The organism is Acidovorax sp. 59, assembly GCF_002754175.1.
In the GTDB taxonomy this organism is placed as follows: domain Bacteria; phylum Pseudomonadota; class Gammaproteobacteria; order Burkholderiales; family Burkholderiaceae_C; genus Acidovorax; species Acidovorax delafieldii.
In genome coordinates, this window is the sequence record NZ_PEET01000001.1 from 4,225,353 (window position 1) to 4,237,430 (window position 12,078).

General features: G+C 63.8%; 12 protein-coding genes. 2 read left to right on the forward strand and 10 right to left on the reverse strand.

Annotated features, from left to right (window positions below; genetic code table 11):
- Nucleotides 1-7 precede the first annotated feature (7 nt).
- The 10 genes from rpsJ to CLU87_RS19355 form a co-directional block, all read right to left on the reverse strand.
- The gene (gene rpsJ / locus CLU87_RS19310; RefSeq protein WP_005796953.1) at nucleotides 8-319 is read right to left on the reverse strand and encodes a 30S ribosomal protein S10; all 312 of its coding nucleotides are present in this window, start codon (nucleotides 317-319) and stop codon (nucleotides 8-10) included.
- 25 nt (nucleotides 320-344) lie between these two features.
- Nucleotides 345-1,535, reverse strand: coding sequence for an elongation factor Tu (gene tuf / locus CLU87_RS19315; RefSeq protein WP_099731469.1), 1,191 nt, complete (start codon nucleotides 1,533-1,535; stop codon nucleotides 345-347).
- 142 nt (nucleotides 1,536-1,677) lie between these two features.
- Entirely contained in the window at nucleotides 1,678-3,780 is a 2,103-nt protein-coding gene (gene fusA / locus CLU87_RS19320) for an elongation factor G (protein ID WP_056057548.1), read from the reverse strand.
- A 149-nt stretch (nucleotides 3,781-3,929) separates the two neighbouring features.
- Entirely contained in the window at nucleotides 3,930-4,403 is a 474-nt protein-coding gene (gene rpsG / locus CLU87_RS19325; protein WP_005798541.1) for a 30S ribosomal protein S7, read from the reverse strand.
- 174 nt (nucleotides 4,404-4,577) lie between these two features.
- A complete protein-coding gene (rpsL, locus tag CLU87_RS19330; protein WP_015012185.1) occupies nucleotides 4,578-4,955 on the reverse strand; it encodes a 30S ribosomal protein S12 in 378 nt (125 codons plus the stop codon).
- 264 nt (nucleotides 4,956-5,219) lie between these two features.
- Nucleotides 5,220-6,389: a D-alanyl-D-alanine carboxypeptidase family protein gene (locus CLU87_RS19335; protein WP_099731482.1), complete on the reverse strand. Its 1,170-nt coding sequence runs from the start codon at nucleotides 6,387-6,389 to the stop codon at nucleotides 5,220-5,222.
- A gap of 97 nt (nucleotides 6,390-6,486) precedes the next feature.
- Entirely contained in the window at nucleotides 6,487-7,137 is a 651-nt protein-coding gene (locus CLU87_RS19340; RefSeq protein WP_056742095.1) for an alpha/beta hydrolase, read from the reverse strand.
- Between the two features lie 87 nt (nucleotides 7,138-7,224).
- Entirely contained in the window at nucleotides 7,225-7,584 is a 360-nt protein-coding gene (locus CLU87_RS19345) for a ferredoxin (RefSeq protein WP_015012182.1), read from the reverse strand.
- Between the two features lie 98 nt (nucleotides 7,585-7,682).
- Complete coding sequence (locus CLU87_RS19350) at nucleotides 7,683-8,786, reverse strand: VanZ family protein (RefSeq protein WP_056057538.1); 1,104 nt, start codon at nucleotides 8,784-8,786, stop codon at nucleotides 7,683-7,685.
- Between the two features lie 18 nt (nucleotides 8,787-8,804).
- Nucleotides 8,805-9,233 (reverse strand): CopD family protein, encoded by a 429-nt coding sequence (locus CLU87_RS19355; protein ID WP_099731483.1) that lies wholly within the window; start codon nucleotides 9,231-9,233, stop codon nucleotides 8,805-8,807.
- Between the two features lie 288 nt (nucleotides 9,234-9,521).
- Between CLU87_RS19355 and hemB the strand changes: the two genes are divergently transcribed.
- Complete coding sequence (gene hemB, locus CLU87_RS19360; protein WP_099732253.1) at nucleotides 9,522-10,529, forward strand: porphobilinogen synthase; 1,008 nt, start codon at nucleotides 9,522-9,524, stop codon at nucleotides 10,527-10,529.
- A 60-nt stretch (nucleotides 10,530-10,589) separates the two neighbouring features.
- Nucleotides 10,590-11,999, forward strand: a complete 1,410-nt coding sequence (locus CLU87_RS23555; RefSeq protein ID WP_233193821.1) for a magnesium transporter CorA family protein — start codon at nucleotides 10,590-10,592, stop codon at nucleotides 11,997-11,999.
- The last annotated feature ends 79 nt before the right edge of the window (nucleotides 12,000-12,078 follow it).

The following is a 12,078-nucleotide window of genomic DNA, read 5'->3' on the forward strand; positions in this document are numbered from 1 at the left end:
TGCTACATCACTGCAGCTTGATTTCGACGTCCACGCCAGCTGGCAGGTCGAGCTTCATCAGGGCATCCACGGTCTTGTCCGTAGGGTCCACGATGTCCATCAGACGCTGGTGCGTGCGGATTTCGAGCTGGTCGCGGCTGGTCTTGTTGACGTGCGGCGAGCGCAGGATGTCGAAACGCTTCATGCGCGTCGGCAGGGGCACGGGACCCTTGACGATGGCGCCGGTGCGCTTGGCGGTGTCAACGATCTCGGCAGCGGACTGGTCGATCAGCTTGTAGTCAAACGCCTTCAGGCGGATGCGGATTTTTTGCTTGGACATGGCAAGTTCCTTTTCTGCTTATGAATTAAGCAATGATCTTGGCCACGACGCCAGCGCCCACGGTACGGCCGCCTTCGCGGATAGCGAAGCGCAGACCTTCTTCCATGGCGATGGGGTTGATCAGCTTCACAGTGATCGACACGTTGTCACCAGGCATGACCATTTCCTTGTCGGCTGGCAGCTCGATGGCGCCAGTCACGTCGGTCGTGCGGAAGTAGAACTGGGGACGGTAGTTGTTGAAGAAAGGAGTGTGGCGACCGCCTTCGTCCTTGCTCAGCACATACACCTCAGCCGTGAAGTGGGTGTGGGGCTTGATCGAGCCGGGCTTGCACAGCACTTGGCCACGCTCCACGTCTTCGCGCTTGGTACCGCGCAGCAGCAGGCCGACGTTGTCGCCAGCTTGGCCTTGGTCCAGCAGCTTGCGGAACATTTCCACACCGGTGCAGGTGGTCTTTTGCGTGTCGCGGATACCCACGATTTCGATTTCTTCGCCGACCTTGATGATGCCGCGTTCCACGCGACCGGTCACCACGGTGCCACGGCCGGAGATGGAGAACACGTCTTCCACAGGCATCAGGAAGGCACCGTCCACAGCGCGCTCTGGCGTGGGGATGTAGGTGTCCAGGGCTTCGGCCAGCTTCATGATGGCTTCTTCACCCAGCTTGCCCTTGTCGCCTTCCAGGGCGAGCTTGGCAGAGCCACGGATGATGGGGGTGTCGTCGCCTGGGAAGTCGTACTTGTCCAGGAGTTCGCGCACTTCCATTTCGACGAGTTCCAGGAGTTCTTCGTCGTCCACCATGTCGCACTTGTTCAGGAACACGATGATGTAAGGCACGCCCACTTGGCGAGCCAGCAGGATGTGCTCGCGGGTCTGGGGCATGGGGCCGTCAGCAGCGGAGCAGACCAGGATAGCGCCGTCCATCTGGGCAGCGCCGGTGATCATGTTCTTCACATAGTCGGCGTGGCCGGGGCAGTCCACGTGAGCGTAGTGGCGGTTGGCCGTTTCGTATTCCACGTGGGCGGTGTTGATCGTGATACCGCGGGCCTTTTCTTCGGGCGCAGCGTCGATCTGGTCGTAGGCCTTGGCTTCGCCGCCGAACTTGGCGGACAGCACGGTAGCGATCGCTGCCGTCAGCGTCGTCTTGCCATGGTCCACGTGACCGATCGTGCCCACGTTCACGTGGGGCTTGGTGCGTTCAAACTTACCTTTTGCCATTTCAATTCTCCAAAGAGCAATCCCTGTGTAGTGGTTTTACGTCTGCATCTGGTTGCTGATTCACTCCGCACAGGGAACAGAGTGGCACCGGATCGCAGACAAAACAAAGCCCGGACCAAAAGGGCCCGGGCGAAGTGCTTACTTACTTGGCGCGCGCTGCCATGATGGCTTCAGACACGTTGCGAGGTGCTTCGCTGTAGTGCTTGAATTCCATCGTGTAGGTGGCACGGCCTTGCGACATGGAGCGCAGGGTCGTGGAGTAGCCGAACATTTCGGACAGGGGTACTTCGGCCTTGATGGCCTTGCCGCCACCGACCATGTCGTCCATGCCCTGCACCATGCCGCGACGGCTGGACAGGTCGCCCATCACGTTACCGGCGTAGTCTTCAGGCGTTTCCACTTCCACGGCCATCATGGGTTCCAGAATGACCGGACCGGCCTTCTTGCAGCCTTCCTTGAAGCCGAAGATGGCAGCCATCTTGAACGCCAGTTCGTTCGAGTCCACATCGTGGTACGAACCGAAGTGCAGCGTGACCTTGACGTCCACGACGGGGTAACCAGCCAGCACGCCTTGCGTCACAGCTTCGTTGATACCCTTTTCCACGGCCGGGATGAATTCGCGAGGCACCACACCGCCCTTGATCGCGTCCACGAACTCGATGCCCTTGCCGGCTTCGTTGGGTTCGATCTTGAGCACGACGTGGCCATACTGACCCTTACCACCGGACTGGCGCACGAACTTGCCTTCGGCTTCTTCCACCGTCTTGCGGATGGTTTCGCGGTAAGCCACTTGGGGCTTGCCCACGTTGGCTTCCACACCGAATTCGCGCTTCATGCGGTCCACGATGATTTCGAGGTGCAACTCGCCCATGCCGCCAATGATGGTCTGACCGGATTCTTCGTCGGTCTGCACGCGGAACGATGGATCTTCAGCGGCCAGGCGCGACAGGGCGATACCCATCTTTTCCTGGTCGGCCTTGGACTTGGGTTCCACAGCCTGACGGATCACAGGCTCAGGGAACACCATGCGCTCCAGCGTCACCACGGCGGCTGGATCGCACAGGGTTTCACCGGTTGTCACGTCCTTCAGACCCACGCAGGCAGCGATGTCACCGGCGCGGATTTCGTCCACTTCCTGGCGCTCGTTGGCGTGCATCTGCACGATACGGCCGATACGCTCCTTCTTGCCACGCACGGGGTTGTACACGGTGTCGCCCTTGGAGAGCACGCCGGAGTACACACGCACGAACGTCAGCTGGCCCACGAACGGGTCGGTCATCAGCTTGAATGCCAGGGCGGAGAACTTCTCGTTGTCGTCCGCCTTGCGGGTGACTTCCTTGTCGTCTTCGTCGAAGCCAGGCACTGGAGGCACGTCCAGCGGCGAAGGCATGAGTTCGATCACGGCGTCCAGCATGCGCTGCACACCCTTGTTCTTGAACGCAGTGCCACACAGCATGGGCTGGATTTCACCAGCGATGGTGCGAGTACGCAGGCCTTGGGTGATCTCTTCTTCCGACAGATCGCCCTCTTCCAGGTACTTGTTCATCAGGTCTTCAGAGGCTTCAGCAGCGGCTTCGACCATCTTCTCGCGCCATTCAGTGGCAGTGGCCACCAGATCGGCAGGGATTTCTTCGAAGTTGAACTTCATGCCCTGGGAGGCTTCGTCCCAGATGATGGCCTTCATCTTGCGCAGGTCGACCACGCCCTTGAAGTTTTCTTCGGCACCGATCGGGATCACGATTGGCACGGGGTTGGCCTTCAGGCGCAGCTTCATCTGGTCCACGACCTTGAAGAAGTTGGCACCGGTGCGGTCCATCTTGTTCACAAAGGCCAGACGTGGCACCTTGTACTTGTTGGCCTGGCGCCAGACGGTTTCCGACTGGGGCTGCACGCCACCCACGGCGCAGTACACCATGCAGGCACCGTCCAGCACGCGCATGGAACGCTCCACTTCAATCGTGAAGTCCACGTGGCCGGGGGTGTCGATGATGTTGATGCGGTGCTCTGGGAAGGACATGTCCATGCCCTTCCAGAAGCAGGTCGTCGCAGCCGAGGTGATCGTGATGCCACGCTCTTGCTCTTGCTCCATCCAGTCCATGGTGGCCGCGCCGTCGTGCACTTCACCAATCTTGTGGTTCACGCCGGTGTAGAAAAGAATACGCTCGGTCGTGGTGGTCTTGCCAGCGTCAATGTGGGCCGAGATACCGATATTGCGGTAACGCTCGAGGGGGGTCTTGCGAGCCATGGTGGATCCTTGGATGGGTCGTGTTATTCGGGGGGCGGGCCCAGCATTCTGGCGCTGCAACCCGTCAATTTTGTGACTGCCTGAAATCGACACAAGGCTGCAGGCAAAACGCCAGCAGCCTTGGGCCTATATCAGGGCAAATCCGCGTTTTAGAAGCGGAAGTGGCTGAATGCCTTGTTGGCTTCGGCCATACGGTGCACTTCGTCACGCTTCTTCATGGCGCCGCCACGGCCTTCGGTGGCTTCCAGCAGTTCGTTGGCCAGGCGTTGGGCCATCGACTTTTCACCGCGCTTACGGGCGGCTTCCTTGATCCAGCGCATGGACAGGGCCAGACGACGGACAGGGCGCACTTCCACGGGCACCTGGTAGTTGGCACCGCCCACGCGGCGGGACTTCACTTCCACCATGGGCTTCACGTTGTTGATGGCAACGGTGAAGGCTTCCAGAGGGTCCTTATCGGGGTGCTTCTTCTCGATCAGTTCCAGGGCGCCATAAATGATGCGCTCTGCAACTGCCTTCTTGCCGCCTTCCATGATCACGTTCATGAATTTGGACAGCTCTACATTGCCGAACTTGGGATCCGGCAGGATTTCACGTTTGGGGACTTCGCGACGACGTGGCATTTTTACCTCTATCTTTGCTTCAGTTGGCATCTTTTCAGACACCGCGAGAGCCAATCTCTGGACTCCCACTTACTCGACCCGCGCAGAACACCTGCGTTTGGGGTCACTACGCTGCACCTCCGCGCCACGCGGAAAAACAGCACCGAAAATTCTTCAGACCGAAAGGGCCAGGGCTTACTTGGCCTTTGGCTTCTTCGCGCCGTACTTGGAGCGGGCTTGCTTGCGGTCTTTCACGCCTTGCAAGTCCAGCGAGCCACGCACGATGTGGTAACGCACACCGGGCAAGTCCTTCACACGACCGCCGCGAACCAGCACCACGCTGTGTTCCTGCAGGTTGTGGCCTTCACCGCCGATGTAGGAGATCACCTCAAAACCGTTGGTCAGGCGCACCTTGGCGACCTTACGCAGAGCGGAGTTAGGCTTCTTAGGCGTCGTGGTGTACACACGGGTGCACACGCCACGGCGCTGTGGAGAGTTTTCCATCGCAGGGCTCTTGGACTTGGTCTTTTCGACCTCGCGCCCCTGACGGACCAGTTGATTAATGGTTGGCATGAAATACGTCCCTAAACGTGAATTTGCTTCGTGAAAGCGAAAACGTGAATCCCTTCGGAAATTCCGAAAAGCCTTCTAATGTAGCAGGATGCCCCCTGAAAGGCAAGCCCACTGCGGCTTGCAGCAGTTTCTGACACCTGCAGCCATCCCGGTGATCTGACAGGAACTGGCCGCAAAAGGAGCGAAAAACAGGTCCGGCATATGCCGGACCTGCGCAGCCAGCTATGGTTTCAGAAGTGGTTCGCCACCTTCTGCAACGCAGGGTCACTTGATCCAGAGGCGGATGGCATCCCAGGCACGGCCCAGGATGCCGGCCTGCTCCACCGCCTCCAGCGCCACCAGGGGCACTTCGCCGATGGACTGGTCGCCCAGCATGACCTTGAGGGTGCCAATGGCCTGCCCCTTGGTGTAGGGCGCTACCAACGGGTCGGGGCGAGCGATCTGGGTGGTGACCTTGCCAGCGCTGCCGGCGGGCACGGTGACCACGATGGCCTCCTCGCGGCCGATCTTCAGCACGCTGTCCTTGCCCTTCCAGACGGCAGGGGTCGCCACCGGCTTGCCTGCGTCAAACAACTTGACCGCCTCGAACGCGGTGTAACCCCAGTTCAGCAGCTTCTGGCTTTCGTTCGCGCGCGCGTTTTCGCTCGCGGCACCCAGCACGATGGACAGCAGGCGGCGCTGGCCCACGCCGGGGAATTCACGCTTGGACGTGGCCACCAAGCAGTAGCCCGCCGCAGCGGTGTGGCCAGTCTTGAGGCCATCGACCGTGGGATCGCGGAACAGCAGCGAATTGCGGTTGCTGCCGTTCGATGCAGGAGTACCCGGGTAGCTGTACTGCTTGGTGGAGTAGTAGTGCATGTACTCCGGGAAGTCCTTCATCAGCCGCATGGCCAGCACGGAGAGGTCGCGCGCCGTGGTGGTGTGGCCGGGCTCCGTCAGGCCTTCGGGGTTCTTGTAGCTCGTGCCCTTCATGCCCAGCGCCTGCGCCTGGTCGTTCATGAGCTTGACGAAGTTCTCAGCCGTGCCGCCCACGCCTTCGGCCAGGGCCATGGTGGCGTCGTTGCCGGACTGCACGATCATGCCCTTGATGAGGTCTTCGACCGGCACCTGCATCTTGGGGTCGATGAACATGCGCGAGCCGGGCATCTTCCAGGCGCGCACGCTCACGGGCAGCTTCTGGTCCAGCGCGATCTTCTTGGAGCGCAGGGCGTCGAACACCAGGTAGCCCGTCATGAGCTTGGTGAGCGAGGCCTGCTCCACCGGCGCGTCGATGTCCTTGGCGGCCAGCACCTGGTTGGCGGTGACATCCACCAGCAGGTAGGTGCGCGCGGCGATTTCGGGGGGCTGGGGTGCCTGGGCCAGGGCGCCAAAGGCAGCCGGGGCCACCGCAGCAAAGACGGCCAGGGATCGCAACGCAGACAGGATTCGTTTCATGGGGCAGGAGGGGGCTGGAGAGGCTCGAAAAAAGGGTGGGAGAGACGGCGGGAGAGGGAAGACGACGGACGGCCGGAGCCGGTCCGGGCGGCGCCCCTCAGGCGCCCGATTGCAGGTGGCGGACCACCAGGTTCTTCAGAAGCGGCAATTGTCCGTGAAAGAAATGACCGCCTGCGGGGACGACTGTGACAGGCAGTATCTGGGGCCGGGCCCAGTCCATCACAGCGGACAGCGGCACGGTGTCGTCCTGCTCGCCGTGCACGACCAGCGTGCGCAGGTGGGCATCGGGCGGCACCGGGGCCACCGTGAAGCGGCTGGCGGCCGTGCCGACCAGCACGGCCTTCTGCACGCGCTGCGTGGGCCACAGTGCCTCCAGCGCATGGCTGGTGACAAACGCACCGAAAGAAAACCCCGCAAGCGCCAGGGGTTGCCCCTCGGCGGCGGGAGCCACCTGCTCTACCACCGCCAGCAGGTCCTGCAACTCGCCCCGGCCTTCGTCGTACACGCCGGCCGTGGCGCCCACGCCGCGGAAGTTGAAGCGCACCGCCGTCCAGCCACACTGCACAAACGCGCGCGCCAGGGTCTGCACCACCTTGTTGTCCATGGTGCCGCCAAACAGCGGATGCGGGTGGGCGATGATGGCGACGCCACGGGGCGCCGCGCCATCGGCCAGGGTGGCGCTGTCGCGCACGGCCTCGATGGCGCCTGCGGGGCCGGACAGGGTCAGGCGTTCGGTCTGGGCATTCACGGATTTGCTACTCAATCAATAGCAGCAGGGGCATGATCCACTAGCGCCTGCTGCCAAAATCGTTCCAAGACAGGGATGGAGCCGCGCTCAGCGGCCAAGTTCCGCTGGCGTGACCAGACGTTCCACCACCTGGCCGTTCTTGAGGTGCGATTCGACGATTTCGTCGATGTCCGCCGCATCCACATAGGTGTACCAGGTGCCCTCGGGGTAGACCACCGCCACGGGGCCACCCGCGCAACGGTCCAGGCAACCGGCCTTGTTCACACGCACCTTGCCCGCACCCGCCAGCCCGGCGGCCTTGACCTGGGCCTTGCAGCGGTCAAAACCCGCCTGTGCGTTGTGGTGCGCGCAGCTGTCTTCCCCGTTGGTGCGCTCGTTGAGGCAGAAGAAGATGTGGCGCTGGTAGTAACCGGGCGCTGCGGCCGGTGCGGAAGGGGTGTCGCTCATCCCTGCATTTTAAGGACCCCTGCCTCTCCCAGCGGGCGAGGCCACGCCCCAAGCCCCTGCCCGGCCACACAGAAAGCCGGAGGCCATCGCCCTGCGACTCAGGCACCGCCCTCTCGCCGGGACACCCGAAACACCACATACAGCAGCGTCAGGTAGGGCCACAGCCAGCCCAGCCACTGGCCCAGACCATAAAAGCGGATGAAACGGCCCTGCTCCCAGATCTGCAGCGTCTGGGCAAAGTAGGCACTGGTGGGCGCCTGGTTCAGCAGTGCCAGATGCCAGGTCAGCGCCAGCAGCAGCACGGCAGCGCAGGCACGGCGCGGCAGGGCCAGCATCAGCAGGGCCAACGCCAGCGCCGCCCACACGCCCACGCGCACGGGCAGGTCCATCCACTCCCAGGCGTGCACGGGGCCCCAGCTGAGCGCGGCGGACAGCGCGGTCAGCACAATGCCCACCCCGACCACCGCCAGCGCAAACAGGGCGCGCCGCCCCATCTGGCGGATCACGCAATACCCCAGCAGACAGGGGATGAGCAGCCCCAGGGTGACGCACAGCAGCTCACCACTGGGTGACAGCGGGTCCAGCTCGGTCTCGCGCAGGGGCAGCCACTCCAGGAACGGCGTATCGGCCAGCAGGTCGATGAGCGCGGCCTCCAGTCGCTCCAGCACCTGGCCCAGGCCAAAGGGCACCGCGGCCGGAAACAGCAGCGCCAGCGGCCACAGCGCCAGCAGCACCATGCCGCCCGAAGCGTCGGACACAAACCAGCGCGCCCGGAAGTCGCTCCAGCGGTCCAGCGCCCCCAGCCGCTCCAGCAGCGCGGCGCTCAGCGCACCGGCCAGCGTGCCCAGCGCGTTGAGCGCCAGGTCCAGGTTGGAGGGCACGCGCCGGGGCAGGTAGATCTGCAGAAACTCCATGCACAGCGACAGCAGCGTGCCCACCAGCGTAGCCAGCGCCACCGCCCACAGCACACGCCGCCAGCCCGATCGCAACAGGCCCAGCACCAGCAAAAAGCCCAGGGGCGCGTAACCCACGAGGTTGGTGACCACGTCAAACCCCGTCCAGTACGGGGGGGGCAACCGGGCCAGCAGGAAGACCAGGGGGTCGATGCCCTGTTCGCGCCACCCGTCAAACGGGAACAGGCTGGCAAAAACGATCAGCGCCGTATACGTCAGCGCGAGCGGCCAGGCAGAGGTTTTGTGCATGCGCCCTCTGCGTCTCCGTCAAAAGGGTTTGACCACCACCAGCACCACGGCCACCAGCAGCAGCAGCACCGGTGCTTCGTTGAACCAGCGGAACCACACATGGCTGCGGCGGCTGGTGCCGTCGGCCAGCTTGCGCAGCAGCACGCTGCACGCATAGTGGTAGCCAATGACCAGCACCACCACGGCCAGCTTGGCGTGCATCCAGCCATTGCCGGGGCCCCGGCCGATGCCGTAGCCCAGCCACAGCCACAGTCCCAGCGCAATGGCGGGCACGGCCAGCAGGGTGGTGAAGCGCATCAGCTTGCGTGCCATGAGCAGCAGGCGGTCGCGCTCGGCGGCCGAGCCGGGCGCCACCATCGCCAGGTTGACGAAGATGCGCGGCAGGTAGAACAGGCCCGCAAACCAGCTGGCCACGAAAACGATGTGAAAGGCTTTGACCCAGAGCATGGGGGCAGTTTACGGGCCTACGCCACTCCGACGGGACAACACCAAAAAAAAGCCCGGCAGATCCGCCGGGCCGGGAAAGCCTGTGCCGCATCGCTGCAGCCCAGGTCCCGCTCAGGGAGGAAAAGCGGGGGGCGGCAAGCCGCCCGGCACCAATCTAGCACTGGGCATGGGCGGTTACAAGCGGCTTTTCCAGAGCGCGCCCGAGGCGCCAACAACCGCCGCCCGTCCCCCTGCCACCGGGGGGCGAACAGGTGCACAGCGCCACAGGGAGGGCTTCATAATCCGATGATGCATCTCCAAAGCCCTGCCCCCTTCCCCCAGAACCGCCCGCGCCGCCTGCGCCGCGATGCCTTCACCCGCCGCCTGGTGCGCGAGAACGTGGTCACCGCGGACGACCTGATCTACCCTGTGTTCGTGCACGAGGGCACCAACCGCAGCGAGGCAGTGACCTCCATGCCCGGCGTGGACCGCCTGAGCCTGGACCTGCTGCTGCCCGTGGCCGAAGACTGCGTGAAGCTGGGCATTCCGGTTCTGGCGCTGTTCCCGGCGATCGACCCGTCGCTCAAGACGCCCGACGGCAAAGAGGCCCTGAACCCCGACGGCCTGATCCCGCGCGTGGTGCGGGCGCTGAAGAAGGAGTTTCCCGACCTGGGCGTGATGACCGACGTGGCGCTGGACCCCTACACCAGCCACGGCCAGGACGGCGTGCTGGACGAGACCGGCTACATCATCAACGACGAGACGGTGGAGATCCTCACTGGCCAGGCGCTCACGCATGCCGAGGCGGGCGTGGACATCGTCGCCCCCAGCGACATGATGGACGGGCGCATCGGTGCGATCCGCGAGGCGCTGGAGGTGCAGGGCCACATCCACACCCGCATCATGGCCTACAGCGCCAAATACGCCAGCGCCTTCTACGGCCCCTTCCGCGACGCGGTGGGCACGCGCGGCGCTTTAGGCAAGGCCGACAAGAACGTGTACCAGATGGACCCCGGCAACAGCGACGAGGCCCTGCGCGAGGTGGCCATCGACATCGCCGAAGGCGCCGACATGGTGATGGTGAAACCCGGCATGCCCTACCTGGACATCGTGCGCCGGGTGAAGGACGAGTTCCACGTGCCCACCTTTGCCTACCAGGTGAGCGGCGAGTACGCCATGATCAAGGCCGCTGCCGCCAACGGCTGGCTGGACCACGACGCCGTGATGATGGAAAGCCTGCTGGCCTTCAAGCGCGCAGGCGCCGACGGCGTGCTGACCTACTTTGCGCGCGACGTGGCACGAAAGCTACAAAAATAATAGCTGTCAGCACATATTCCACTAGCGCTACCGGCGCTTTTGACTGAAACCACGGTGTCCATGCGCATCTTTCACATCCACAGCAGCGGCGTGCAGGAGCTGACCGCCCTGCCCGCCCAGATGCCGGCGCAGGGTTTCCTCTGGATCGCCTGCGCCCGTCCGGCCTTTCAGGCGCGGCTCGCCGAGATCCAGGGCCGCCTGCAGGCGCTGATCGGGCTGCAGCTGGTGGACCTGCATGTGTCCGACCTGCTCAACGCCCAGCTGCCCTCGCACTACGACTACACCTCGCAGTACGACCTGCTGGTGTTCCGCCGCCTGGCCACGGTGCAGGGCGATGCTGCGCAGGCCGGGCAGCCCGGGCCTGCTGCCCCCGCCACACCGGCCGTTGCCGCCGAGCCCGACAACAACCCCAACGCCCCGGTCAAGCGCAGCGGCCCGCCCGTGCTGCGGCGCATCGACACCAGCCCCGTGGGATTTGCGGTGTTCGACCAGCTGCTGCTGACCGTGCACCCCACCGACTGCGCAGTGCGCGATGCCTACGCGACGCGGCTGCTGGCGGCCACCCCGGCCAATGGCAATGGCAATGGCAATGGCAATGGCAATGGCAATGGCAATGGCAATGGCAATGGCAATGGCAATGGCAATGGCAATGGCAATGGCAATGGCAATGGCAATGGCAATGGCAATGGCAATGGCAATGGCAATGGCAATGGCAATGGCAATGGCAATGGCAACGGCAACGGCAATAGCAATGGCACCAACGCCACCGCCAGCCATGCTGCCGCCCACGGCAATGCCCACGCGGGCCCCGGCATGGGCGAAGGCCGCAGCAGCCCGATCTCGGGCGCGCGCCTGCCCACCAGTCCCGCCGACCTGATGCTGCGCGTGGTCAACCAGATGGTGGACGGCTACCTGGACCTGCGCCGCGAGCTCACCCGCCAGCTGGACCACTGGCAGACCGAACTGCTCAAACCCCGCGCGCGGTACGTGAACTGGACCTCGCTGCTCGAAGCGCGCCTGTCGCTGCACATGCTCGACGAGATCTGCGAAGACCAGCGCACCGCCGTGCAGGACTGGATCGACGCGCTGGAAACCTGGGCCCTGCCCGACACCCCGGCGGGCCTGCGCGAGCTGGACCTGCTCAAGGTGCGCAGCCGCGACGTGCTGGAGCACATCGAGCGCGTGGTGCACCACGTGCGGCGCCTGGAGCAGAGCACCGAAACCGCCGTGCAGATGCACTTTTCGGTGCAGAGCAACCGCACCAACGACATCATGCGCACCCTCACGGCGCTCACGGCCGTGTTTTTGCCGCTGAACCTGATCGCGGGCATTTTCGGGATGAACTTCGAGTTCATTCCGCTGGTGCACAAGGCCGATGGTTTCTGGTGGGCCATGGGGTCGATGGTGTTCATCGCGGTGGCCCTGGTGCTGCTGTTCTGGCGCAAGCGGTATCTGGCCAGGACACGATGACATCCCCCTGAGGCGCTACGCGCCTTCCCCCTTCTCTCGACTCGCTGGCGCGATTCGGGAAGGGGGACACCGCCAGTGC